General features: G+C 70.5%; 20 protein-coding genes. 12 read left to right on the forward strand and 8 right to left on the reverse strand.

The genetic code is table 11. From position 1 onward, the window contains the following. The first annotated feature begins 104 nt into the window (after nucleotides 1-104). Nucleotides 105-1,046, forward strand: coding sequence for an NADP-dependent oxidoreductase (locus tag CIK81_RS02770; protein WP_114329193.1), 942 nt, complete (start codon nucleotides 105-107; stop codon nucleotides 1,044-1,046). Here CIK81_RS02770 and CIK81_RS02775 read toward each other — a convergent pair. Beyond that, entirely contained in the window at nucleotides 1,039-1,587 is a 549-nt protein-coding gene (locus tag CIK81_RS02775; protein ID WP_096166578.1) for an NYN domain-containing protein, read from the reverse strand. The two genes, CIK81_RS02770 and CIK81_RS02775, sit on opposite strands and share 8 nt — an antisense overlap. 616 nt (nucleotides 1,588-2,203) lie before the next feature. Here CIK81_RS02775 and CIK81_RS02780 point away from each other — a divergent pair. Then, nucleotides 2,204-3,775: an HNH endonuclease signature motif containing protein gene (locus CIK81_RS02780; RefSeq protein WP_114329191.1), complete on the forward strand. Its 1,572-nt coding sequence runs from the start codon at nucleotides 2,204-2,206 to the stop codon at nucleotides 3,773-3,775. A gap of 9 nt (nucleotides 3,776-3,784) precedes the next feature. Here CIK81_RS02780 and fdhA read toward each other — a convergent pair whose 3' ends face one another. From fdhA to CIK81_RS02800, 4 genes are all read right to left on the reverse strand, one after another. Further along, nucleotides 3,785-5,011, reverse strand: coding sequence for a formaldehyde dehydrogenase, glutathione-independent (fdhA, locus tag CIK81_RS02785; RefSeq protein WP_096197550.1), 1,227 nt, complete (start codon nucleotides 5,009-5,011; stop codon nucleotides 3,785-3,787). Nucleotides 5,012-5,151: 140 nt separating this feature from the next. After that, on the reverse strand, nucleotides 5,152-6,213 hold the full coding sequence (locus CIK81_RS02790) for a Gfo/Idh/MocA family protein (protein ID WP_096166581.1): 1,062 nt from the start codon (nucleotides 6,211-6,213) through the stop codon (nucleotides 5,152-5,154). Between the two features lie 34 nt (nucleotides 6,214-6,247). After that, nucleotides 6,248-7,147 (reverse strand): sugar phosphate isomerase/epimerase, encoded by a 900-nt coding sequence (locus tag CIK81_RS02795; protein ID WP_096197548.1) that lies wholly within the window; start codon nucleotides 7,145-7,147, stop codon nucleotides 6,248-6,250. Then, entirely contained in the window at nucleotides 7,144-8,292 is a 1,149-nt protein-coding gene (locus tag CIK81_RS02800) for an ROK family transcriptional regulator (protein ID WP_114329189.1), read from the reverse strand. The genes CIK81_RS02795 and CIK81_RS02800 overlap by 4 nt, the downstream gene beginning before the upstream one ends. Before the next feature lie 105 nt (nucleotides 8,293-8,397). On the opposite strand from CIK81_RS02800, the gene CIK81_RS02805 reads away from it, so the two are divergent. The 3 genes from CIK81_RS02805 (at nucleotide 8,398) to CIK81_RS02815 (ending at nucleotide 11,817) form a co-directional block, all read left to right on the forward strand. Beyond that, a complete protein-coding gene (locus CIK81_RS02805) occupies nucleotides 8,398-9,798 on the forward strand; it encodes a YdiU family protein (protein ID WP_114329187.1) in 1,401 nt (466 codons plus the stop codon). 114 nt (nucleotides 9,799-9,912) lie between these two features. Continuing rightward, complete coding sequence (locus CIK81_RS02810; RefSeq protein ID WP_241963903.1) at nucleotides 9,913-11,157, forward strand: mechanosensitive ion channel; 1,245 nt, start codon at nucleotides 9,913-9,915, stop codon at nucleotides 11,155-11,157. A gap of 105 nt (nucleotides 11,158-11,262) precedes the next feature. Further along, nucleotides 11,263-11,817 carry a type 1 glutamine amidotransferase domain-containing protein gene (locus CIK81_RS02815; RefSeq protein WP_096166586.1) on the forward strand — a complete coding sequence of 185 codons (555 nt, stop codon included), beginning with the start codon at nucleotides 11,263-11,265 and terminating at the stop codon, nucleotides 11,815-11,817. Here CIK81_RS02815 and CIK81_RS02820 read toward each other — a convergent pair. Genes CIK81_RS02820 through CIK81_RS02830 form a run of 3 tightly spaced genes read right to left on the reverse strand, consistent with a single transcriptional unit; the run spans nucleotide 11,798 to nucleotide 14,216 of the window. After that, nucleotides 11,798-13,450, reverse strand: coding sequence for a glycoside hydrolase domain-containing protein (locus CIK81_RS02820; RefSeq protein WP_114329185.1), 1,653 nt, complete (start codon nucleotides 13,448-13,450; stop codon nucleotides 11,798-11,800). The genes CIK81_RS02815 and CIK81_RS02820 overlap by 20 nt on opposite strands. Before the next feature lie 56 nt (nucleotides 13,451-13,506). Further along, entirely contained in the window at nucleotides 13,507-13,737 is a 231-nt protein-coding gene (locus tag CIK81_RS02825) for a helix-turn-helix transcriptional regulator (protein ID WP_096164858.1), read from the reverse strand. Next, nucleotides 13,737-14,216: a DUF2975 domain-containing protein gene (locus CIK81_RS02830; protein ID WP_114329183.1), complete on the reverse strand. Its 480-nt coding sequence runs from the start codon at nucleotides 14,214-14,216 to the stop codon at nucleotides 13,737-13,739. The genes CIK81_RS02825 and CIK81_RS02830 overlap by 1 nt, the downstream gene beginning before the upstream one ends. 314 nt (nucleotides 14,217-14,530) lie before the next feature. On the opposite strand from CIK81_RS02830, the gene CIK81_RS02835 reads away from it, so the two are divergent. The 7 genes from CIK81_RS02835 (at nucleotide 14,531) to ppsA (ending at nucleotide 23,688) form a co-directional block, all read left to right on the forward strand. Next, the gene (locus tag CIK81_RS02835; RefSeq protein WP_096197542.1) at nucleotides 14,531-15,187 is read left to right on the forward strand and encodes an alpha/beta hydrolase; all 657 of its coding nucleotides are present in this window, start codon (nucleotides 14,531-14,533) and stop codon (nucleotides 15,185-15,187) included. 95 nt (nucleotides 15,188-15,282) lie between these two features. Further along, the gene (locus CIK81_RS02840) at nucleotides 15,283-17,061 is read left to right on the forward strand and encodes a hypothetical protein (RefSeq protein WP_096164855.1); all 1,779 of its coding nucleotides are present in this window, start codon (nucleotides 15,283-15,285) and stop codon (nucleotides 17,059-17,061) included. Nucleotides 17,062-17,243: 182 nt separating this feature from the next. After that, the gene (locus CIK81_RS02845; RefSeq protein ID WP_096164853.1) at nucleotides 17,244-18,611 is read left to right on the forward strand and encodes a hemolysin family protein; all 1,368 of its coding nucleotides are present in this window, start codon (nucleotides 17,244-17,246) and stop codon (nucleotides 18,609-18,611) included. After that, nucleotides 18,608-19,648: a hemolysin family protein gene (locus tag CIK81_RS02850; protein WP_096164852.1), complete on the forward strand. Its 1,041-nt coding sequence runs from the start codon at nucleotides 18,608-18,610 to the stop codon at nucleotides 19,646-19,648. The genes CIK81_RS02845 and CIK81_RS02850 overlap by 4 nt, the downstream gene beginning before the upstream one ends. A 14-nt stretch (nucleotides 19,649-19,662) precedes the next feature. Further along, entirely contained in the window at nucleotides 19,663-20,286 is a 624-nt protein-coding gene (locus CIK81_RS02855) for a bifunctional 2-polyprenyl-6-hydroxyphenol methylase/3-demethylubiquinol 3-O-methyltransferase UbiG (RefSeq protein WP_096164850.1), read from the forward strand. A gap of 109 nt (nucleotides 20,287-20,395) precedes the next feature. Beyond that, nucleotides 20,396-21,271, forward strand: a complete 876-nt coding sequence (locus CIK81_RS02860) for a pyruvate, water dikinase regulatory protein (protein ID WP_096164848.1) — start codon at nucleotides 20,396-20,398, stop codon at nucleotides 21,269-21,271. 26 nt (nucleotides 21,272-21,297) lie between these two features. Beyond that, the gene (gene ppsA / locus CIK81_RS02865; protein ID WP_096197539.1) at nucleotides 21,298-23,688 is read left to right on the forward strand and encodes a phosphoenolpyruvate synthase; all 2,391 of its coding nucleotides are present in this window, start codon (nucleotides 21,298-21,300) and stop codon (nucleotides 23,686-23,688) included. The last annotated feature ends 2 nt before the right edge of the window (nucleotides 23,689-23,690 follow it).

The raw sequence follows: 23,690 nt of genomic DNA on the forward strand, positions 1-23,690 counted from the left end.
GTGAGCTCGACTCTGTAAAGGGGAGGGGGCGATATCAGGGGTCCGAGCGACCGCACGGTCCGCAGTCGTTGCCCGGTGGCGCCGGCGGGTGCTAGGCAGAGGGCATGCGTGCCATCGGAGTGACCCAGTACGGAGGCCCTGAGGCGTTGCACGAGATCGACGTCCCCGCCGAGGAGCTCGGCGCCGGGAGCGTGCGGATCCGCGTGAACGCCGCCGCGGTGAGTCCCACGGACACGGCCGTGCGCAGCGGGGCCCGCTCGGAGTCCGACCGCGCCGAGGATCCCGGCGACGTCCCCGGTATGGACATCGCCGGTGTCGTCGCGGAGATCGGTCTGCAGAGCGAGGCCGGGCTCGCCGTCGGCGATCGCGTGGTGGGGATCGTCGTGCCCGCCGGTGCGCACGGCGCCTATCGGGACGAGATCGTGCTGCCGCTGAGGTCAGTGGTGCGCGCCCCGGCGGGCGCCTCGGACGCGGAGGCCGCGACGCTGCCGATGAATGCCCTCACCGCTCGCCGCGCGCTGGACCTGCTCGCCCTGGAGCCCGGGCGCACGCTCGCCGTCACGGGCGCGGCCGGCACCCTCGGCGGATACCTGATCCAGCTGGCGAAGGCCGACGGCCTCAGGGTGATCGCCGACGCGGCGGAGCAGGACGAGCAGCTGGTCCGCACCCTCGGAGCCGACGAGGTGGTGCGCCGCGGCGCCGACGTCGCGGACCGCATCCGCGATCTCGTCCCGGACGGCGCCGACGGCCTCGCCGATGCCTCCGTCCAGTCCGCGCAGGTCCTCCCTGCCGTCAAGGACGGCGGTGCGGTCGCCACGTTCCGCGGCTACCAGGGCGAGGGAGCCCGCGGCGTGAGGGTCCACCCGGTGAGGGTGCGCGACGTCGCGCAGGAGCGCGAGATGCTCGACGAGCTCCGCGACCTCGCCGCGCAGGGCGTGCTCACCCTGCGCGTGGCCGACGTGCTTCCTGCGGCGCAGGCCGCGGAGGCGCACCGCCGGCTCGAGGCCGGAGGCGTGCGAGGGCGACTCGTCCTCGACCTCAGATGAACTCGAGCGGATCGAAGTCGTCGATGTCGATGATCCGCACGCGCGGCAGCCGGCTGGTGAACGCGGCGACGTCGTACTCGAGGTCGTGGAACTCGATGCCCGGGATGTCCTGCAGGTCCGCGGCCATGAACTCGCGGAAGCCCACCAGGGCGGTGCGCCGATCCGGCGTCGAGGCCAGATCCTCCATCTGCGGGACGAAGTCCTTGTCGTGGCTGACCAGCATGACGTCCGCCGGGCGCGACTGCAGCGCCTCCGCGGTGCGCTGGATCGCGATGTCCACGACCTTGCCCTCGCCACGCAGCGGCACGGTCTTGTAGCCCAGCGCGATGAGCGCCTGCACGAAGCCCGAGGGCAGGCTGTCGCCGACCGCGAGGAAGAACAGGCCCTTCACGGGCTGAGCCCACGAGTCCTCCGCGTGGTGGAGCAGCTTGTTCCAACGGGGGCGCTCCTCGGGCTGAGGGCGTCGGCCGAGGACCGAGATGCCGAGCGTGGCGTCGATGTTCTCGCCGTCCACCAGGAGGTACGTGGTGCGTTCTGTCATGGTTCGACCTTACGCGCTCACGAGTCCGCTCACCGACCCCCCGCGCGGGGGTGACGCGGGAGAGGGGGCGGGTGCGGCTCATGCACGGACTCTGTGCGGATTCTTCGCGGATTCTTCGCGGAATTTTCGGAATGATGGCGGTGGGTGGCGAGGAATGTGGGCAACGCTTCCTCCACAATGGCAGTTCATCCACATGGCGAAGAGAAGTATTGACTTCTTGCGAAATACGGGATTCATGGCGGGTGTCGGCGTGGCACCGGAGTGTTCTGCGGGAGGCGCGTCGCATCACGGGCGGCACGGGCGATAGGGATCGCGAGTCGCCGTGCGACGGAGCCGCGTGACTGCCCGGCCCCGGGCAGAAGTGCTCCACCTGCTGGTAGGCGTGCTGGCACCTGTTCTGTGATGTGTGCTGCTGTGTGCCGCAGCCGTTCGCGCGGCAGGCATCGTCGCGCTTCCTCGTCGGCCTGCCCCTCACGCCACCTTTCCTCCACAGAGGGTGGTTATCCACAATCTGCGAAGAATCCCGTCAGGCGCTTTCGTCGGCCAGTGAAGTGTTCTAGAATTGAGGGAGTCAGGGGCGGCAGGGGTGCCGGCATGGGGATGGTGAGGAGGGGTCATGGGGGACGAACTGGAATCCGATATTCCTGTATGGCCCGTGCGCGCCCGGCACGAGCTCACCGAGCAGCGGATCGTCGAGGCCGCCGAGGTCGGGGGCGACGTCGACCAGGCGACCCGCGTGCGCGGTATCCATAGGACGATGCGCGAGCGCACGATGCTCTACGCCGCGCAGATGCGGCTGCTCACCGAGTTCTTCACCCGCGATCCCGAGGTGGAGGGGTGCCTCGACGTCGCGGACGTCTCCGCCATGAAGGTCGCCATCGGCCTGCGGAGCTCCACCCATCGCGCCGAGGCCCTGATCCGCGACGCGCACCGCAGTGTCGAGCTGATGCCGCGGACGTTCGAGGCTCTCGCCCGGGGCGATCTGCCCGAGGACTTCCACCAGTACCTGCTGCGCCGCGTGCGCCGCCTGGAGGACGACCAGGTGCGCGACGTCGACGCCCACGTGGCGGTCTGGGAGCTCGCATCGATCTCGAGGAGCCAGTTCGAGCGGCACGTGCGGTTGATCGTGGCCCTGGTCAGCGCCGGGACCATCACGTCGCCGCGCGAGCCGGAGCGGGATGTGCGCCTGGAGCACGCCGATCCGGCCAGCGGCACGGCGACCCTGTCCGTGAGCGGGCCGATCCCGGAGATCACGGCCCTGATGCATCGCCTCGACATGAGCGCCCGCGACGTGCAGAGAGCCCAGCGGCACGCCCTCGAGAGCGGCGAAGAGGGGCCGCTGCCCTTCGACATCGACGAGAACCTCCGTGAGCGGGGCAGCGCGCTCTCGCTGGCCACCCTGCGCTATGCGATCCTCACGCGGTCGATGCTCGACATCGACCCCGTGCAGGAGACGGCCACCCTGCACAAGATCCTGGTGACCGTGCCGGCGATGACGCTGATGGGCCGCGAGAACGCGCCCGGCCTGCTCAACGGGACCACGCCGATCAGTGCTGATCAGGCTCGGGCCCTCGCCGCCGGTCAGAACACCTGGTACCGGATCCTCACCGACCCGATCACCGGCGCGTACCTCCCGGTCACCGCGGAGACCTATCAGCCCACCGCCCAGATGCGGCTCCAGCTCCGGCTGCGCCATCCGGTCTGCGCCGCGCCGGGCTGCACGCGCCCCACGGTGCTCGCCGCCGAGGATGATCACCTCATCGAATACGACCACGAGGATCCCGGCAGCGGCGGCCCCACCAGCCTGTGGAACCTCCATCGCCTGTGCTGGCTGCACCACAAGCAGAAGACCGCCGGGCAGACGGACCCGACACGAGACGTCGAGGACACCTCGTGCCGGGAGCCCGTCGAGACCACGTGGACCATCGACGGCGACGTCGCGACCCGTACTCGTGCGGACCACGACCTGCTCACCCCGATCATCGCGAAGACGCTCGCCGCTACGTGGCAATCCCACGAGCGACTGCACGAAGAGGCGGTCCACCTCCGCGAGGAGGAGCAGGCCACGCCGCCGGCCGACCGCGTCGCCCAGGAGCGGCGGAGCATCGTGCGCCGCTTCTTCCTGCCGCCCCGCACGGATCCTCCACCGAAGCGCTCGGAGACCTGGGACGAACCGCCGCCCTTCTGACCGCTCTGCTCAGAGCGCCTCGACCTTCCCGGTGACCCCGTGCGGATCGATGACGTACTTCTTGGCGACCCCGGCGTCGAACGCCTCGTAGCCCTTCGGGGCGTCATCCAGGGAGATGGCGGTGGCGTTCACGGCATCGGCGATCTGCACCGTGTCGTGCAGGATCGCCTCCATGAGCCGGCGGTGGTAGCTCATCACCGGGCACTGGCCGGTGGTGAACGACAGCGCCTTCGCCCAGCCCAGTCCGAGTCGCAGCGACAGCGAGCCCTCCTGGGCCGCCTCGTCCACGCCGCCCGGGTCACCCGTGACGTACAGGCCGGGGATGCCGAGCGCACCGCCGGCACGGGTGACGTCCATGAGGGTGTTCAGCACCGTCGCGGGAGCCTCCTGTGCGTCCTTGCCGTGGCCGCGGGCCTCGAAGCCGACCGCGTCGACCCCGGCGTCGACCTCCTCGCGGCCCAGGATCCTCGCGATGCCCTCACGGGCGTCCTCCTGGGACACGTCGATGGTCTCGCAGCCGAAGGAGGCCGCGTTGGCCAGGCGCTCCGCGTTCATGTCCGCCATGATCACCACCGAGGCGCCCAGCAGCTGAGCGCCGACGGCGGCCGCGGTGCCGACGGGGCCGGCGCCGGCGATGTACACCGACGAGCCCGGACCCACGCCGGCGGTGACGGCCCCGTGGAAACCGGTGGGGAAGATGTCCGAGAGCATGGTCAGGTCGAGGATCTTCTCCATCGCCTGGTCCTTGTCGGGGAACTTCAGCAGGTTCCAGTCGGCGTAGGGGACCAGCACGTATTCGGCCTGGCCGCCCACCCAGCCGCCCATGTCCACATACCCATAGGCGCTGCCGGGGCGGTCCGGGTTCACGTTCAGGCAGATCTCGGTACGGCGGTTCTTGCACATCTCGCAGCGTCCGCAGGAGATGTTGAAGGGCACAGAGACCAGGTCGCCCTTCCGGATAAACTCGACGCCCGGGCCGGTCTCGATCACCTCGCCGGTGATCTCGTGGCCGAGCACCAGCCCTTCCGGTGCGGTGGTGCGGCCGCGCACCATGTGCTGGTCGGAGCCGCAGATGTTCGTGGTGACGACCTTGAGGATCGCGGCATGGGGGAGCTTCCGGCCGACGTTGTCCGGATTCACCCCCGGCCCGTCCTTCAGCTCATAGGTGGGGTAGTCGATGTCGACGACCTCGACGGTGCCGGGTCCCTGATAGGCGATGGCGCGATTGCTGGTCATAGGAAAGGCCTCCTTGCCGTGCCGGGGCGGCCCCGGGAGCGTCGTTGCTCCGATGGGGGACCGCGTCCGACCAGGCTAGGTGGTGCAGGTCACGAAGTCGACCGGTGACAGAGCACCGACGGCCCCGCCGATCCGACGGCTCAGGACATCGTGACCTCGCGGCCCGTCCGCGCGGACTCGTAGATGCCCTCGAGGATCCGCACGATCTCGACGCCGTGCCAGGCCGGCGCGACCGATTCGGCGCGGCCGAGGCCCGCGTCCACGAAGTTCTGGATCTCGTTGGCGAAGCCGGGGCCGAACTCGAACGTGCGCGAGGCGATCTGCGGCTCGATGTTCACCACGGAATCGTGCATCTCGGTGGCGATGTGCAGGGCCGGCTCGAGCTCCGCGCCGCCCTTCTCGCCGTAGACGGACACGTCGATGGAGTCCTGCGTGGCGTGCAGCGAGTACGAGCAGTCCAGCAGCAGCGAGGCACCGTTCTCGAAGCGGATCACGGCATTGGCGAGGTCCTCGACGGTGTTCTTGGTGGGGTCGTAGTCCGCCACCGTGTAGCGCGGCATCGTCGTGACGTTCGCGCGGTTGCCCAGCCGGTCGTAGGTGTTGCCGCTGACCGAGACCACCTTCGGGCTGCCCATCAGGTACCAGCACAGGTCCAGCACGTGGATGCCGATGTCCAGCAGCGGGCCGCCGCCGGCGATCTCCTTGTCCGCGAACCAGCCGCCGGGGTTGCCGACCCGTCGGATGCAGCTGGCCTTGGCGTAGTAGATCTCGCCCAGCTCGTCCGCATCGATGAAGGACTTCAGCACCTGGCAGTTCGCGGAGTGACGGCGCACGAAGCCCACCTGGACCACTCGATCGGAGGCCTCGACGGTCCGCTGGATCTCCTCGGCCTCCTCGAGCGTGCGCGCGATGGGCTTCTCCACCAGCACGTGCTTGCCGGCCTCGATCGCGGCGATCGCCCAGGTGGCGTGGGAGTTGTTCCAGGTGCAGATCGAGACGCCGTCGATCTCGGGGTCGGCCAGCAGCTCCTGCGGGTCCGCGTACGCGCGGTGCGCGCCGTACTTCTCGGCCACGGACTGCGCACGTTCGAGGTTGATGTCGGCGACGGCGATCAGCTCGACGTCGGGATTCTCCGAGTACGCGGTGAGGTGGGACTGGGCGATGCTGCCGGCGCCGATGACGCCGACTCGGAACTTCGACATGGGGGTGATTCCTTCTGCGGGGTGCGGGTGGTGGTCAGGCGGTCTCGAGCAGTCGGCGGGCGTTGGCCAGGCCGCGCTCGCAGCCCAGCAGGCAGTCCTCCCAGCCCTCGAACTCGATGGAGGCGAACCCGGTGTAGCCGGAGGCCCTGATGGCGCGGGCGACCGCCGGGAGGTCGATGTCACCGTTGCCGACGACCGCACCGCGCAGGTGCTTGCCGCCGCGGCTGCGGAACCAGCCCTCGCCGGGATCGGCGTCGGCCGGACGGATGTAGAAGTCCTTGAAGTGCACGACCATCGCGTACGGCAGGTTCTGTTCGACGGACACCTCGGGCGCCTCGTCGACGCAGACGAAGTTGCCGACATCGAGCGTGGTGCGGAAGTTCGGCTCGTCCACGGCGTGGATGATCCGGCGCACGCGGTCCGCCGCCTGCACGAAGAAGCCATGGTTCTCGAGGCTCGTGGTGACGCCCTTGGTCGCGGCGTACTGCGCGATCTCCTTGCTGGCCGCGACGATCGAGGGGAGCGCCGCCTCGAACTGCGGGGTGTCGTCCCCGTCGACGCCGGCGTGGGCCACCACGTCGTGGCGCATCTGGCGGATCCCGAGGGACTCGGCGAGATCCACGTACTCCTTCACGCGGCTGATCCGGGTGGCGAGCTCGCGGGGGTCGTCGGTCAGGAAGTCCGCGCCGATCGCGAGTGTGGAGAGCGTGACCCCCGCGCGCTCGGCCGTCTCGCGGATCTGCTCCACATAGGCGGGATCGGAGGCGATGGTGGGGATCGGGCTGTCGGCGGCGTCGCTGAGCACGGCGAGCTCGAGGTGCTCGCCCTCGCTCGCAGCGACCCACTCGATCACCTCCGGAAGGGTCATCTCGCCGGTGGAGAGCTTGGAATGGAAGCTGTAGGAGCTGAAGCCGAGGCTGATGCCGGTGGTCATGATGCTGTCCTTCGGGTGGGGGTGCGGAGGAGGGCGGGCCAGGGTGCGGGCACTCCGATGACGCCCGTGATGCGGGCCGAGCCGTGCTCGAAGGCGCGGCCCAGTGTCCCGATGAGGGAGCCGTCCGCGGTGAGGCGGGCGGGCACGACGTCGGGCTGATCGGGGGACATGAGCAGGTGGTGCAGGCTGCGCCGCAGCGGGTCCAGGAAGGTCTCGCCGGCGCGCGAGAGTCCGCCGCCGACGACGACCAGCTCGGGATCGAGCGTGAGCAGCACGGTCGCCAGGCGCGGGGCGATCTCCGCGCAGAAGGCGTCGATCTCCTGGCATGCCGCGCTGTCCCCGGCGGCGGCGCGCTCGAGCAGCGGGAAGGCCTCGTCGCCCGTGGACCAGGTCAGACGCCCACGTTCGGACGAGCTGGTCCAGCGCATGCCGCGCTGGCTGCCGAGCTCCCCGGCGAGGCGATGGCTGCCCTGCAGGATGCGTCCGTCCAGGATCAGGGCCAGGGAGATGCGGTGGCCGATCTGCACGTAGGCGATGGACTCCGCGGGCGGGCCGAGATGGCGCTCCGCGAGGGCGGCGAGCTTGATGTCGTTCTCGACCACGACCTCGGCGCCCAGCCGTTGCGCGAGCTCCGCGGCGAGATCACGGCCGACGAGATCCGGGAGGGCGAGGCTCTGGGCGATGCGTCCGTCGGCCGCGAGGATGCCGGGCACGGCGAGGCCGAGGCATTGCGGAGCATGACCGGTGCCGCGAACGGCCTCTTCGGCGGCGGCGAGATGGTCTCCCGTCTCCGCCGGCACGGTCGTGCGGGCGAGGACCGTGCCGACCGCGTCGCTGACCAGGCAGGTGACCGAGCGCTCGCCGAGATCCACGGCGGCGACGGTCGCGCTCGACGGATCCAGGGCGAAGCGGCGGGCGGGGCGGCCGGGCCGGCCCCCGCGGTCGACGGCGGGGGAGGCCAGGAGGAGGGCGCCGGAGTCGGCGAGGTCCTGCAGGACGCTGTCCACGGTGGGGCGGGAGAGGCCGGTGCGCGCCGCGAGCTCGGCGACGCTCACCGGGCCGGACGCCTCGCGCAAGGACAGCACGCAGTCGCGGGCGTTGCCCTGACGCACTGCGGCGCCCGCGGCGCTCTCGGCCGTGCTCATGGAGCTCCCTCGCCCTCAATTGTTTCGCAACCCGGTTTCACAATACGGGGTCCTATCGTCGACCCCCTCGGGTCCGCTGTCAAGGCGCGGAGGTAGCGTGGGGGCATGGAACCTCCGGTGCTGGCCCAGACGTATGCCGCGGCGCTCCCGGAGCTCTCCGTCCCGTGGCCCGCCGACGCTCCGCCCGACCCCGAGCTGGTGTGGCTGAACGAGGAGCTGGCGCGCGAGCTCGGCTACGACCCCGAGCTGCTGCGCAGCCCCGAAGGCATCGCGCTGCTCACCGGGCAGGGTGTCGAGACCACCGCGCAGGCCTATGCGGGCCACCAGTTCGGTCAGCCCAATCCCCAGCTCGGCGACGGCCGTGCCGTGCTGCTCGGGGACCTCGTCGACACCCTTGGCCGACGCCGCGACCTGCACCTCAAGGGCTCCGGGCCGACGCCCTTCGCACGCAGCGGGGACGGCCGGGCACCGCTGGGACCGATGCTGCGCGAGGCCGTCGTCGGCGAATTCCTCCATGCCGCCGGCGTGCCGACCACGCGCGCGCTGGCCGTGCTGAGCACCGGGGAGCGGATCGCCCCGCGGCAGGGCGTCACCCCCGAGCCGGGCGCGGTCCTGGTGCGAGTGGCCGCGAGCCACCTGCGGGTCGGCACCTTCGAGTACGCCGCCTGGAACCTGGGGCCCGACGCGGTGCGCGGGCTCGTCGACCATGCCATCGAGCGCCACCACCCTGAGGCCACGTCGCCTCTCGAGCTGCTCGAGGCGGTGATGAACGCCCAGGCCGAGCTGCTCGCGCAGTGGATGCTGCTGGGGTTCGTGCACGGCGTGATGAACACCGACAACATGACGATCTCGGGCGAGGGCATCGACTACGGCCCCTGCGCCTTCCTCGACGTGCATCGGCGCGGCGCCGTGTTCAGCTCGATCGACCGGGGCGGTCGCTACGCCTACGGCAGCCAGCCCGGCATCGGCCTGTGGAACCTCTCGCGCTTCGCGGAGACCCTGCTCCCGGTGCTCGATGAGGAGGACCCGAACGTCGCCGTCGAGCAGGCCACCGCCGTGCTCGAGGGATATGTGACGCGGTACCGCGAGGCGTTCGGCCGGGGCCTCGCCGTGAAACTGGGCCTCCCGGCGCCGGCGGGGGACGAGCTGGGCGATGAGCTGTTCGCGCTGCTCGAGGAGCAGCAGGTCGACCACACGCGGTTCTTCCGTGCCCTGGCCGACGGCGAGGCGGCGGCGCTCTTCGCCGACCCGGCGCCGTTCACGGCCTGGCACGAGCGGCTGCGGGGCAGCGGAGGGGGCGATATCGCGCCCGACGCCAACCCCGTGGTGATCCCGCGCAACGTCCACCTCGACTCCGCGCTGCGCGCCGCGCACCTGGGCGACCTGGAGCCGGTGCTGGCGCTGCTGGAGGCCGTGAGCAGCCCGTTCGAGCACCCTGCGGAGCATGCGCACCTGGAGGGCCCGGGCGAGGGCGGCGAGGACTTCCTGACCTTCTGCGGGACGTGAGCAGGGTGCCCTGACCAGGGATTCTGGACGCATGGAGTGACATGGGTCATGCTCGGTGCCGGGCCGGCTACCGACCGGTCTGCTATCCCTTCCCCTCGGATAACGGAGGTTCCCGTGGACTCACTCTCGAACTTCGACTGGGCGGGGCTGGGGCTCAAGGTCCTGGCCGCCGTCGTCATCCTCGTCGTCACCGCGATCCTGGCGATGCTCGTCAAGAAGGGCGTCGCGAGCCTGACCCGTCGAGTGCCCGCCCTGCAGCGTCCCGGCGTGGACGGAGACGGCCTCGGCGGCTCGATCGGCACCATCGCCTCGATGATCATCTGGCTGCTGGGCCTGATCATGATCCTCGGGGTCTTCCAGCTCTCCGGGGTCCTCACCCCGGTCGTCACGATGCTCGAGCAGGCGCTCGGCTTCCTCCCGAACATCGTCGGCGCCCTGTTCGTCTTCATCATCGGCCTGACGATCGCGAAGATCGTGCGCGCCCTGATCACCACGGCCCTGAACACGGTGGACTTCGGCAAGCTGCTGGGCACCGCCCAGTCCGGCTTCGAGAAGGCCACCGGCGGCGTCACCTCCTCCGGTCAGCCCGCGACCGCCGCGGCCGGTGACGCTCCGGCCCAGGCCCCGGCTCGCCCGGCCTCGAAGGTGCCCGAGATCCTCGGCTCGGTCGTGTTCGCGCTGATCATGATCGTGGTGTCGATCGCGGCGCTGCAGATCCTCGGCATCGCCTCGATCTCCGACCCCGCCTCCTCGATGCTCACCGCGGTGTTCACCGCGATCCCGAACATCGTCGCCGCCGTGGTGCTGGTGGGCATCGGCGTGCTCATCGCCCGCTTCGTCTCCGGACTGTTCCGCCCGATCCTCGAGAGCTCCGGCATCGACGGATGGCTCATCAAGCAGGACATCCTCCCGCACGGCTCCACCGCCACCCCGACCGTGCTGCGCATCGTGGAGATCGCCGTGGTGCTGTTCTTCGCGGTGATGGGTGCCCAGGTGCTGGGCTTCCCGCAGATCACCGCGTTCCTCTCGGAGATCCTCGCCCTCGGCGGCAGCGTGCTGTTCGGCGGCGCGATCATCGCGGCCGGCTTCTTCATCGCGATGATCGTGGGCAAGATCCTCTCGGGCACCGTCTCCACGGTGGTGCGCTGGGCGATCATCATCCTGTTCACCGCGATGGGCCTGCAGTCCATGGGCGTGGCCGACTCCATCATCGAGATGGCCTTCGGCGCGCTCGTGATCGGCGGTGCCGCCGCAGCGGTGCTCGCCTTCGGCCTCGGCGGCCGCGACGCCGCCGCGCGCCAGCTCGAGAAGCTCGAGAGGAAGGCGCCTGCGGCCGACGCGCCCAGCACCGAGGCCTGATCCCCTCCCTCACCCCACGCGCCCCCGCCCGCTCACCGATCGGTCGGGGGCGCGACCGTGCGCGGTGCTACGGTCGCAGTCCCCGCGAGACGGAAGGAGACGCTCATGACCAGCTCTCTCGAAGGCCGTACGATCCTCCTGCTGAGCAGCAACTTCGGCACGGAGCGCGATGAGATCCGACGCCCGATCGACGCACTGCGCGAGGCAGGCGCCACGGTCACCGTCGCCGCCACGGAGGGCGGCACCGTGCGCACGCTCGTGGTCGACCATGACCCCGGCCCCGAGGTCCCCGTCGACACCACGTACGACGCCGTGCAGGCCGGCGACTACGACGCCGTGGTGCTGCCCGGCGGCACCCTGAATGCCGACGCGCTGCGCACCGACGCCACCGTCCTGTCCCTCGTGCGCGACATCGCCGGGGCCGGGAAGCCCGTCGCGGCGATCTGCCACGCGCCGTGGATCCTGCTCGAGGCGGGCCTCGTGGACGGTCGGGACCTCACGTCGGTGCCGACGATCCGCACCGACATGGTCAACGGCGGCGGCAGGTGGACCGACCAGGAGGTGGTGCGCGACGACAGCCACGGGCACCTGCTCATCACCTCCCGCACGCCCGACGACCTCGACGCCTTCAACGCGGCGATCATCGACGCGCTGAGCTGAGCGCCTCCAGGATCCTCTCGTCCACCGCCCGTCGGGCGCGCAGATGGGCGCCCGTGTCGTAGGAGAACGACGAGTAGGTCAGGGTCCCGCCCTCGTCGATCAGTGCCTTGGCGCTCGGTCGGTCGGTGAGTTCGGCGAGCAGGGTCAGGGCGCGGTGGTCGGCCATGGCCTGAGCGAACACCCGGTGCCGGATCGACAGCCAGGGCGTGCCGTCCGGCCCGGGATAGACCGCGAAGGCGTCGCCGCCGAAGAACGGGCCGCCCGCGCAGGTGTCCGTGAACGGGTCGACCGGGGCGAGGGAGAACTGGGTCCACCAGAAGTTGTAGCCCCAGTGCAGGAATCCTGGCGCGTCGAACGCGAACAGCTGCCGGCCGAGCACCCGGTTGCGCACCGACGGCAGGGCGATGAAGCGGTTGGCGACGTCGCGGTTCTGGGATACGCAGTAGTACACCCAGGGCGTCCGTCCGGCCTCGAGGAAGGGGCCGACGTGGTCGGTGGCGACGATCGGGGTCGCGACCACGCCCTGCTCGGCGTAGGTGAAGGAGCTCAGGGCGTCCACCACGTGGGCGCCCTCGAGCAGGTCCGAGACCTGGGCCTTCGCCGCCGTGTACGCCTCGAGGTGCTCCTGGCTCGGCTCGTCGCTGACGTGCCACAGCACGTCCCCGTCCCAGGCCGCGTCCAGATGGGAGCGCAGTGCCGGGATCAGCGCCTCGAGCAGTCGGCGGTAGTCCGGTGAGGTGGCCTCGACGTGCCAGCCGAAGCGGTCCTCGAGCCCGTCGGCCGTGCGCACCTGGATCGCCGGGGTGGAGCGTGCGCCCCACTGGGTGAACAGGTGGGCGATCTCGATGCCGGTGAAGCCGAGCCGTCGGCAGATCTCGAGCCAGCGGTCCAGCCGGGAGAAGTCGAAGCGGTGCTCGCCGCCGGTGTCCTCGATGCCCACGAGCTGGACGACGGGCCGGGTGTGGCCTTCGGCGGTGTCCAGCGGGGGCGTCCACGTCGGGGTGAGCACCGAGTTCACGTCCATCTCGCGCGCGGAGGCGAGGAAGGTCTCGATGAGCTCCCAGTGGCGCTCCGAGAACACCTCGACGCCGTAGTAGGTCGAGAGGCTGTCCGCGTGGAACCAGTGGGTGTTGGTGACCGACAGCGGCGGCAGGCGGTGAGGGTGGATCTGCAGGTGCGCGGTGTGCTCGGCGAGGAGGTGCTCGCCGTCCGGGCTGCGGAGCGTGATCGTCAGCTCGTGCTCGCCTGCGTCGGTCTCCGACTCGGCGACGACATCAATCCAGAGTGCTTCCCACCGGCCGGGCGTCAGCTGCACAGTGTCCCCGGTGAGCGGTTCGAGCAGGTCGGGATAGTCGCCCGGTTCGGTGACCAGGTAGTGCTCGTCGGGCTCCTCGGGCGCGGGCGTGGAGACCGGCACGCGGCGCACCGCACTCAGCTGCACCAGCCCGGCGGCAGAGCCGCTCAGCTGCACGTCCACCGTGGAGCCGTCGGCCTCGTCGAGGAGCAGCGCGACCTGCACGGACAGCATCTCGCCGAGGAACCCCGAGGCGTGGGCACCCCCGATCAGATCGGCAGGGCGCGGGGCGGCGTCCCCGAGCACCTTCTCCAGGGAATCGGTCAGGACGGACTGCACGGGGGCTCCTCGGGGACGACGTCGATGTCGAGGGCCATCCTGGCACGGGGGATCGCTCAGCCGGGATCCGCCTGCGGGGGAGTGTCGGACACCCATTCGAGCAGGTCGCCCGGCTGGCAATCGAGCACCTCGCACATCGCCTCGAGCGTGCTGAGCCGCACGGCCTTCGCCCGTCCGTTCTTCAGCACGGCGACATTGGCCGGGGAGATCCCCACTCGCTGGGCGAAGTCGCCGACGGACATCTTCCGCCGGGCCAGCTCGACATCGATGCGCACCACGATCGCCATCAGATCACCGCCTCCATCTCGAGCCGCAGCGTCGTCGCCTGCACCAGCAGCGAGCGCATCACGCCCATCAGTAGGGCCATGCAGATACCCCCGACGGTCCCCGCCAGCAGCATCAGCGAGAACAGTGGCGGGCCGCTCACGGTGAAGGACTCGTAGAACAGGGTGACCAGGCAGATCACGCTCGCCACCAGGAAGGCGGCGATGATCGCGTCGACCCAGCGCAGGGCACGAGGGGTGAACACCTCATCGCGTCGGGTGAAGCCCAGTAGCCGCAGCGTGGAGAAGATGCCCACCTCGACGCAGGCCAGGCCGGTCATCGACAGAACCAGCATCGGCCATCGCAGTGAGGCCACGTCCGGCTCGGCCTCGGCCAATGCCCCTGACAGCCAGGGGAGGATGCCGAGCTGCAGCGCAGCGACGAGCACCAGGGCGATGGCGAGCAGGACGCGGAGAGCGTGGATGGCAAAACGGTTCGGCATATATCGAGTCTCGCCGTTGATCTATCGAATGTCAATCGATCGATGACGATGCTTCGGTGCCTGCTTCGCGCCGCGAATAATCCGTTGCTCTCCTCGGAGCGGAGTCCTACGGTGGTCGGACACTGGAAGGGAGGTGATCCGAGAAGTGATTTCTTATCGGACAAGTGAGGTGGCTCGCCGCTGAGGCGTCCCGACGGACCCGCAGCGAATCCCACCGAGCTGCCGGGACCCGCAGGTGGTCGGACATCGTCCAGCCGGCCAGCGCAGATGCGCAGCCTGCGGGTCCTCTCATACCCGCTGGTTAGCCTGCTGGCATGACGAACCCCTCCCAGTACGCACCGGTCGAGCTGATCGCCGAGGACATCGACGAGGGCGCGGTGGTGCGCTCCGGACCGGCCGACGGCAGGCCCGTCGTGCTCCTGCTGCACGGCCTGGGCAGCCACGAGGGCGACCTCGCCGGCCTCGTCCCGTTCCTGCCCAGCGACTTCGCCTACGTCTCCCTGCGCGGGATCTATCGGTACGTGCAGGGCTATGCCTGGTTCGAGATGCCGATGGACCCCGAGCGCCCCGAGGCGCTGCAGGCCTCCGCCGCAGCGGTCGAGCGGTGGATCGCGGTGCAGCGGGCCCACGGGACCTCCGTCGTCGGCGCCATCGGCTTCTCCCAGGGCGGAGCGCTCGCGATGCAGCTGCTGCGCCGCGACGCGGACGCGCTGGACTGGATCGTGCAGCTGTCCGGTTTCCCCTTCCCCGCGCCGATGCCGGGGGATGCCGCGCTCGCCGAGAGGCGCCCGCCGGCCCTGTGGGGCCATGGAGGGATGGATCCGCTGGTCGATCCCGAGCGGGAGGAAGCGGTGCGCGAGTTCATGAGCGCCCACACCCGGCTCGAGGAGGAGCGCAGGCCGCACCTGGGGCACGCGGTGGACGAGATCGAGCTGCGCGCCGTCGCCGCCTTCCTGGAGCGCGGATTGTGAACAGCTGTCGCGAGAATCGGCCCGTCTGCTTAGGATGGCGTGCACCAGATCACGCCCGGTGAGGACCCATCTCGCCGCCGTACCAGGGGACGCCCATGCTCAACACCGCCCGCCCGATCGTGCTCCGGACCTCGTGGGGGATGTCGCGACTGCGGCTGATGCTGCTGATGCTCGCCGGGGCCGCGGCGATGCTCCTGCTGGCCGCGTGCGGGGAGGTCGACGACGTCACCGAGATCTCGGAGGACGGCTCCGGCGTGCAGACCCTCGCCGTGACGATCTCCGAGAGCGACATGGAGGACATCGACGGCGGTGCGAAGGCGGTCGAGTCCGTGATCGAGGCGAAGAATCCGGGGCTGTCCTACGAGGGGATGACGAAGGACGGCACGGACACGGTCTTCACCCTCACCCTCGAGTTCGCCGACGCGAAGGACTACGCGAAGAAGGCCCAGCCGGTCCTGGCCGCCGGAGACCTCTCGAAGACCGCCGAGGTGACGTTCACCCCGCCGAGCCCGCCCTTCAGCTCCGGCTACACGCTCACGCGCAACTTCACGGCCAAGGAGCTCACCCGCTGGGCCGTGAAGGCGCTGTTCGACGACGGCAAGCTCGGCTCCGACAGCGAGAGCGACATCGACCAGGCGCTGGACGCGGGCGACGTCACCGTCGAGGTCGAGGGGACGTCCCTGGAGCGCACGAGCACCTTCGGCGACGACTCCGCCCCGGAGTGGACCAGTGCGCAGTCCGTCGGGTTCGACAGCGTGAACGTGGTGACCACCGGGGCGGAGGACCCGAGCGCGGACTCCTACACCCGCACTCTCACCTATGAGCTGAAGCGCGAGACCTATCTCGACGCCAAGGACGAGTTCGACGCCTTCTTCAGCGAGGCGACCCCGGAGGGCGGCGACCTCACTCCCGCCGAGGAGACCGGCACGACCTGGGTGCTCGCCTTCCCGGCGGGCACCGCGGAGCAGGTCGGCACCTGGACGGATGCCGCTCTGGCCACGTCCGAGAGCACGTTCTCGGTCGAGACCTCGCCGAACTCCGAGGATCCCTTCGCGATCGACACCCGGGTCGTCGACTCGATCGAGTGCGCGGTGGCCTGCGGGGAGTCGGGCACGCTGAGCCAGGCGCTGCAGGTGCCCGCCGGGTTCACCGGGGGCGAGGTCGAGGACCCGGAGGGCACGGAGGAGATCGCGCTCGACGGCGGCCCCGAGCCCCAGGTGATCACCAAGAACATCACCTTCAGCGAGGCCTCGTACGCCGTCACCGTCAACCGCGACGGAGGCGGCAGCGCGACCATGAAGCTCTCGCTGCCCGCGGCCGACGACGAGGTGGTCACCGCCGACAACGTCACCGACTTCCTGGGCGAGGGCACCGAGCGCTCCGAATCCGGTGACCTCGTCACGTACACCCGGACCGCTGAGGCGGACACCTCGAGCGACTTCTCCGGTGCGCTGCAGAAGCTCGGCTTCGAGGGCGTCGAGGGAGCCCCGGAGGTGTCGGTGAGCGAGCGCTCCGACGGCGACTACTCCGTGTCGCTGGCCATGGGCGTGAACGAGAAGCTGATGAGCAAGATCAGCGCCGAAGGCAGCTGGACGATCGACGGTGACGGGCTGCGCCCGATCGCCGTGGTGGAGGACCAGACGGGCAGCGCCGCCCTCGGCGAGGAGGCAGTCACCGTGGACGGCTCGCACGGCGTGATCCTCAACGTCACCGCCGAGCGAACCGGGCTCGGCGTCGGTGCGATCGTGGGCATCGTCGTGCTGCTGGCAGTGGTGGGCCTGGCGATCGCCGCGGGCGTGCTGGGCTACCTCTACCGCGGCAGGATCAAGTCGCTGCTGGGAGGCTCCTCGCCGGAAGGCCCCGGGGCGGTCTGAGCGCTCCTCCACAGAGCCTCCCGCACCCAGGATCCGAGTTGTAGCATTTGCTCAGCCCGCCCGATCGCCGGAGCGGGGAATGAGGAGCACCAGGAGATCATGAGCGCCGCCAGCGACGCCCCCAGTGACAGTCCCAGGCCTTCGGGCCTGACACGACATGCATTCCACGGGGGGATCCGTCCATGGACCTGATCGGTCCCCTCATCTCCCTGGGCATCGGGCTCCTGCTCGTCGCCGCCTGCGGCGGATTCGTCGCCGCGGAGTTCTCCCTCATCACCGCGAACCGCAATGACGTCGAGGCCGCCGTCGACGGCGGGGACAAGCGCGCCACCGGCGTGCTCGAGGGCATGAAGTCCCTGTCCACGCAGCTGTCCGGGGCCCAGCTCGGCATCACCGTCACGAACCTCGCCATCGGTTTCCTCGCCGAGCCCGCGATCGCCGCTCTGATCGGCCCCGCCCTGGTGGACAGGGGACTCGGGACGGTCGCCGCACGATCCGTCTCGGTGACCATCGCGCTGGTGCTCGCCACCGCGATGACCATGATCTTCGGCGAGCTGGTCCCCAAGAACCTGGCGATCGCGCAGCCCCTGCGCACCGCCAAGGCCGTGGTCGGCTTCCAGCGCGTGTTCACCCGGATCTTCGCCCTGCCGATCAGGCTGTTCAACGGCAACGCGAACGCCGTGGTGCGAGCGCTCGGCGTCGAGCCGCAGGAGGAGCTCAGCTCCGCCCGCAGCGCCGAGGAGCTCTCCGCGCTGGTCAAGCGTTCGGCCGACGAAGGAGCCCTCGCCGAGGAGACCGCCTCGCTCGTGCAGCGCACCCTCGCGTTCGGCGACCGGCGGGCGCACGACGCGATGGTCCCGCGCGGCCGCATGGACTCCCTCGACGTCGACGACACCGTCGAGGACCTGCTGGAGCTGGCCCGCACCACCGGCCACTCCCGTTTCCCGGTGCTGACCGACGAGAACGAGATCGCCGGCGTCGCCCACATCCGCCACGGCCTCGCCGTGCCCTTCGACGAGCGGCCCACCACCGGGGTCGAGGCCGTGATGGGCACCGCCACGTTCGTGCCGGACACGGTGCCGCTGGACGACCTCATGGACACCCTGCGCGCCGGCGGCCTGCAGATGGCCGTCGTGGTGGACGAGTTCGGCGACCACGCCGGGCTGATCACCCTCGAGGACCTCGTGGAGGAGATCGTGGGCGAGGTGCGCGACGAGCACGACGAGGAGATGGACGACACCCCCGAGGCCGACGGCTCCTGGGACCTCGACGCCCGGATGCGCCCCGACGAGGCCACCGAGCGCCTCGGCGTGACCGTGCCCGAGCACGAGGACTACGACACGCTCGGCGGCCTGGTCACGATGGAGCTGGGCCGGTTCGCGGAGGTCGGCGACGAGATCCTGGTCGCGACCGATCCCGCCCCCGGTGAGGAGCCCGCCCAGCTGCGGATCGAGGTCACCGAGGTGGACGGCATGCGGATCGAGATGGTGCACGTGAAGGTCGAGCCCCCCGCCGACGAGGACGACGACGAGGGCGAGGAGGAGCGATGAGCACCGCGACCGGTCTCGCCCTCACCCTGCTCCTGCTGCTGCTGAACGCCTTCTTCGTGGGCGCGGAGTTCTCCCTGATCTCCGCCCGCCGCTCCGTGATCGAGCCCAAGGCGCTCGACGGGAAGTGGTCCGCGAAGGTCACCATCACCGCGATGGAGCACGTCTCGCTCATGCTCGCGGGCGCCCAGATGGGCATCACCGTGTGCTCCCTCGCGCTGGGCGCGATCAGCGAACCCGCCATCGCCCACCTGCTCGCCGCGCCCTTCGAGGCGCTGTCCGTGCCGAGCTCGCTCGTGCACCCGATCTCCTTCGTGATCGCGCTGGCCCTGGTCACCTACCTCCACGTCGTGTTCGGCGAGATGGTGCCCAAGAACATCGCGCTGGCCGGCCCCGAGCGGATGGCGCTGATCCTGGCACCGATCCTCATGGGTGTGGTGACCGTGCTGCGACCGGTGCTGTGGCTGCTCAACAGCGCCGGGAACCTCGTGCTGCGGATCCTCGGCGTGACGCCGAAGAACGAAGTGACCAGCGTCTTCAGCCGCAATGAGGTCGCGGCGATGGTGAGCGAGTCCCGCGAGGGCGGACTGCTCGAGGACAACGACGAGGCGCTGCTGCTGGGCGCCCTGCGCTTCGAGGCCCGCAGCGTCGCGAACCTGGTGATCCCGCTGGAGAGCATCTCGAGCCTGCCCGAGGGGGTCACCGCCGCGCAGGCCGAGGCCGCCGCGGTCGAGGGCTTCTCCCGGTTCCCGGTGCGCGCGGCCGATGGGCGACTGACCGGCTACGTCCACATCAAGGACCTGCTCGATTCGGTGCATGCTCATCGCGACGACCCGATCCCGTCGGCCCGCATCCGCACCCTTCCCTGCATCGGGGCCGACGAGCCGCTGCGCCAGGCACTCACCTCGATGCAGGACTCGGGCGCCCATCTCGGTGCCGCGACCGACGAGGCCGGACAGGTCATCGGCATCGTCACCCTGGAGGACATGCTCGAAGAGCTCGTGGGCCAGATCCGGGACGACTCGCGCGTGGCCGCCTGAGGCAGGATGGGAGGATGACGACTCCTCTCCCTGGCCCTGCCGAGAACCTCTGGACCGTGGCCGTGCGCAACAACCCCGAGCACGCCCGCGGATACGCCGACCGCTGGCGGCGCATCGAGGCCTCCGGGAACGACATCTACGGCGAGGCGCGCCTGCTCGACGCGATGGCGCCGCGCGGGGCACGGATCCTCGACGCCGGTTGCGGCAGCGGACGCCTCGGCGGCTATCTCGCGGGCACCGGCCACGACGTCGTCGGCGTCGACCTCGACCCGCACCTGATCGAGGTGGCCCGTGAGGACCACCCCGCCGTGCGCTGGGAGGTCGGGAACCTCGCCGAGCTGGACCTGCGCGACGGCGCTGGGCAGGCGGAGCAGTTCGACCTCGAGGTCTGCGCCGGCAACGTCCTGACCTTCCTCGCCGGGAGCGAGCGCCGCCCGGCCCTCGCCCGGCTCGCCGAGCACCTCGCCCCGGAGGGGCGGCTCGTGGTCGGGTTCGGGCTGGACCGCGGGTACGAGGCCGAGGATTTCGCGGCCGACGCCGCCGAGGGCGGGCTCCGCCTCGACCAGCGCTTCTCCTCGTGGGACCTGCGCCCCGCGACCGACGACTTCCTGGTGGGGATCCTGAGCCGCGAGCGGTGAGACGCCGATCACGGCGTGAATGCCGACGCGCCCCGGGTGCGCGCGTTAGGTTGGCCCGACACGACGTCGTGTCCCCGGTGCCGGCACCGGGCCAGTGGAAGGGGCGCCCATGGGTCCGTCGCTGCCGATCCCTCCGCCGCTGCCCCCTGCCCCGGACCCCTCCGCCCCGGCGGTCCCCGTCTTCTTCATCTCCGACTCCACCGGCATCAGCGTGGAGACGATGGGCAACGCCCTGCTGATCCAGTTCCCCGGGGCGGCGTTCGAGCGCACCCTGATCCCCTTCGTGCGCAGCGTCGAGGAGGCCCGCCAGGTGCGCGCCCGGCTCGATGCCGCGATGGACGGCCCCGTCGCCCCGATCGTGTTCCTCACCGTGGTCGACGAGGCGGTGCGTGAGGAGCTGCTGGAGACCCGTGCCCCCGTCGTCGACTTCGTGAGCGGGCATCTCGCCCAGCTCGAGGCGCAGCTGGGCATGAGCGGCGACCACGCGCCGGCCCGCCTGCACGGTGTGGGCGACTCGCATCGGTACAACCGACGCATGCAGGCCGTCGAGTTCGCGATCGAGCACGACGACGGCCAGTCGGTGCGGGCCCTGGAGAAGGCCGACGTGGTGCTCATCGCGCCGTCGCGCTGCGGCAAGACCCCCACCAGCATGTATCTCGCCCTCATGCACGGGATCTTCGTGGCGAACTATCCCCTGGTGGACGAGGACCTCGCTGCCGAGGTCCTGCCCGCCTCGATCTCCGCGCTCGCGGAGCGCTGCTTCGGCCTGCTGATCTCCCCGGAGCGCCTGGCCGCGGTGCGCTCCGAGCGGATGCCGGAGTCCCGCTACGCCTCCGCGGAGCAGGCCCGCTGGGAGCTGTCCCGCGCCCGGCGCGTCTACGACGTGCACGGGATCCCCTTCGTCGACTCCTCGACCAGATCGGTCGAGGAGATGTCCACCCTGATCCTCCAATCGCTCGAACGCCGCGGGACGACCCCCCGCTGAGCACCTCCCACCCGAAGGAGCCCACCATGACGCAGAGCATCCACTGGTTCTCCGAGCTCGGCATGACCGATCTCGACCAGGTCGGCGGAAAGAACGCCTCGCTCGGGGAGATGGTCTCGAACCTCAGCCGGCTGGGGGTGCAGGTGCCGGACGGCTTCGCCACCTCGGCGGACGCCTATCGCGAGTTCCTCAGCGGCACGGGCCTCGCCGCACGGATCGACGAGCAGCTGACCGGCCTGGACACCGAGGACACCCGGGCGCTCGCCGAGGCGGGCCGCACGATCCGTCGGATGGTCATCGAGCAGCCGTTCCCCGAGCAGCTCGAGGCGGACATCCGCGCCGCCTACGAGACGCTCGCGGCGGGCAGCGGCGAGGAGGCCTCGTTCGCGGTGCGCTCCTCGGCCACCGCGGAGGACCTCCCGGACGCCTCCTTCGCCGGTCAGCAGGAGACCTTCCTCAACGTGCGCGGCATCGACGCGGTGCTCACCGCCATCCGGGAGGTGTTCGCCTCGCTGTACAACGACCGGGCGATCGCCTACCGGGTGCACCATTCCTTCGAGCACGCCGCGGTGGCGCTCAGCGCAGGGGTGCAGAAGATGGTGCGCTCCGACCTCGGGGCGAGCGGCGTGCTGTTCACCGTCGACACCGAATCCGGCTTCGACCAGGCCGTCTTCATCACCTCGGCGTACGGGCTGGGGGAGGGCGTGGTGCAGGGCGCGGTGAACCCCGACGAGTTCTACGTGTACAAGCCGGGTCTGCGCGAGGGCCGCCCCGCGATCCTCAAGCGGTCCGTGGGCGAGAAGGCCACCAAGATGGTCTACACGGAGGATCCCGCCGTCGGCCGCACCACCGAGTTCATCGCGGTCGAGGAGACCGAGCAGGTGCGGCTCTCGCTCACCGACGAGCAGGTCACCGAGCTCGCGCGCCAGGCGCTCGTCATCGAAGAGCACTACGGGCGCCCGATGGACATCGAGTGGGGTCTCGACGGGGCCGACGGTGGCCTGTACATCCTCCAGGCCCGCCCCGAGACGGTGCAGTCGCGCGCCGGCAGCACCGTCGAGAAGTACCAGCTGGCCTCCCGCGGCACCGTGCGGGTGGAGGGTCGCGCGATCGGGGCGAAGATCGGTGCCGGCCCGGTGCGGGTGCTCGCGGACATCGATCGCATGCACGACTTCGTCCCCGGGGAGGTGCTCGTGGCAGACATGACCGACCCCGACTGGGAGCCGATCATGAAGCGCGCGAGCGCGATCGTCACCGACCGCGGCGGCCGCACCTGCCACGCCGCGATCATCGCCCGCGAGCTGGGGATCCCGGCGGTCGTCGGCACCGGCACCGCGACCCGGGACCTGCAGGACGGCGAGGAGGTCACCGTCTCCGCCGCCGAAGGGGACACCGGGTTCGTCTACGACGGAGAGCTCGAGTTCACCGTCGCCTCCTCGCAGGTGGACTCCATGCCGCCGCTGCCCACCAAGATCATGATGAACGTCGGCACGCCGACGCAGGCCTTCGCCTTCTCCCGCCTCCCCAACGCCGGCGTGGGACTGGCCCGTCTCGAGTTCATCGTGAACCGGCAGATCGGCATCCATCCCCGCGCCCTGCTGGAGCTGGACCGTCTGGAGGCCGACGAGCCCGAGACCGCCGCACAGGTCAGGGCCCAGGTCGCCGCCTACCCCTCACCGCGGGACTACTTCGTCCAGCGCGTCGCCGAGGGCGTGTCGACCATCGCCGCGGCCTTCGCACCGGAGCCGGTGATCGTGCGGATGAGCGACTTCAAGTCCAACGAGTACGCGAACCTCCTGGGCGGGAGCCTGTTCGAACCGCACGAGGAGAACCCGATGATCGGGTACCGCGGCGCCTCCCGCTACCTCTCCACAGACTTCGCGGAGTGCTTCGCGATGGAGTGCGAGGCGCTGCGGTACGTGCGCGAGGACATGGGGCTGACCAACGTGAAGCTCATGATCCCCTTCGTGCGCACGCCCGCCGAGGGCAAGGGCGTCATCGATCTGCTCGCCAGCCACGGCCTGGTGCGCGGGGAGAACGACCTGCAGGTGATCATGATGTGCGAGATCCCCTCCAACGCCGCCACCCCGGAGCTGTTCCTCGAGCACTTCGACGGCTTCTCCATCGGCTCGAACGACATGACGCAGCTGACGCTCGGCCTGGACCGCGACTCCGGTCTGGTGGCCGACGCCTTCGACGAGCGCGATCCGGCCGTGAAGTTCATGCTGTCGCGCGCCATCGAGGCCTGCCGTGCGGCGGGCAAGTACGTCGGGATCTGCGGCCAGGGGCCCTCGGACCACCCCGATCTCGCGCAGTGGCTGATGGGCCAGGGCATCGCCTCGATGTCCCTGAACCCGGACACGGTGGTCGACACCTGGCTGCGGCTCGCCCGCCAGGGCGGGGGAGAGGTGGCCTGAGC

It is taken from the genome of Brachybacterium sp. JB7, assembly GCF_003335205.1.
GTDB lineage: Bacteria > Actinomycetota > Actinomycetes > Actinomycetales > Dermabacteraceae > Brachybacterium > Brachybacterium alimentarium.

Bases quoted from the DNA above. Each gene is read 5' to 3' on its own strand.
- CIK81_RS02770 (WP_114329193.1), top strand. From the start codon at position 105: ATGCGTGCCATCGGAGTGACCCAGTACGGAGGCCCTGAGGCGTTGCAC.
- CIK81_RS02775 (WP_096166578.1), bottom strand. From the start codon at position 1,587: ATGACAGAACGCACCACGTACCTCCTGGTGGACGGCGAGAACATCGAC.
- CIK81_RS02780 (WP_114329191.1), top strand. From the start codon at position 2,204: ATGGGGGACGAACTGGAATCCGATATTCCTGTATGGCCCGTGCGCGCC.
- fdhA (WP_096197550.1), bottom strand. From the start codon at position 5,011: ATGACCAGCAATCGCGCCATCGCCTATCAGGGACCCGGCACCGTCGAG.
- CIK81_RS02790 (WP_096166581.1), bottom strand. From the start codon at position 6,213: ATGTCGAAGTTCCGAGTCGGCGTCATCGGCGCCGGCAGCATCGCCCAG.
- CIK81_RS02795 (WP_096197548.1), bottom strand. From the start codon at position 7,147: ATGACCACCGGCATCAGCCTCGGCTTCAGCTCCTACAGCTTCCATTCC.
- CIK81_RS02800 (WP_114329189.1), bottom strand. From the start codon at position 8,292: ATGAGCACGGCCGAGAGCGCCGCGGGCGCCGCAGTGCGTCAGGGCAAC.
- CIK81_RS02805 (WP_114329187.1), top strand. From the start codon at position 8,398: ATGGAACCTCCGGTGCTGGCCCAGACGTATGCCGCGGCGCTCCCGGAG.
- CIK81_RS02815 (WP_096166586.1), top strand. From the start codon at position 11,263: ATGACCAGCTCTCTCGAAGGCCGTACGATCCTCCTGCTGAGCAGCAAC.
- CIK81_RS02825 (WP_096164858.1), bottom strand. From the start codon at position 13,737: ATGGCGATCGTGGTGCGCATCGATGTCGAGCTGGCCCGGCGGAAGATG.
- CIK81_RS02830 (WP_114329183.1), bottom strand. From the start codon at position 14,216: ATGCCGAACCGTTTTGCCATCCACGCTCTCCGCGTCCTGCTCGCCATC.
- CIK81_RS02835 (WP_096197542.1), top strand. From the start codon at position 14,531: ATGACGAACCCCTCCCAGTACGCACCGGTCGAGCTGATCGCCGAGGAC.
- CIK81_RS02840 (WP_096164855.1), top strand. From the start codon at position 15,283: ATGCTCAACACCGCCCGCCCGATCGTGCTCCGGACCTCGTGGGGGATG.
- CIK81_RS02845 (WP_096164853.1), top strand. From the start codon at position 17,244: ATGGACCTGATCGGTCCCCTCATCTCCCTGGGCATCGGGCTCCTGCTC.
- CIK81_RS02850 (WP_096164852.1), top strand. From the start codon at position 18,608: ATGAGCACCGCGACCGGTCTCGCCCTCACCCTGCTCCTGCTGCTGCTG.
- CIK81_RS02855 (WP_096164850.1), top strand. From the start codon at position 19,663: ATGACGACTCCTCTCCCTGGCCCTGCCGAGAACCTCTGGACCGTGGCC.
- CIK81_RS02860 (WP_096164848.1), top strand. From the start codon at position 20,396: ATGGGTCCGTCGCTGCCGATCCCTCCGCCGCTGCCCCCTGCCCCGGAC.
- ppsA (WP_096197539.1), top strand. From the start codon at position 21,298: ATGACGCAGAGCATCCACTGGTTCTCCGAGCTCGGCATGACCGATCTC.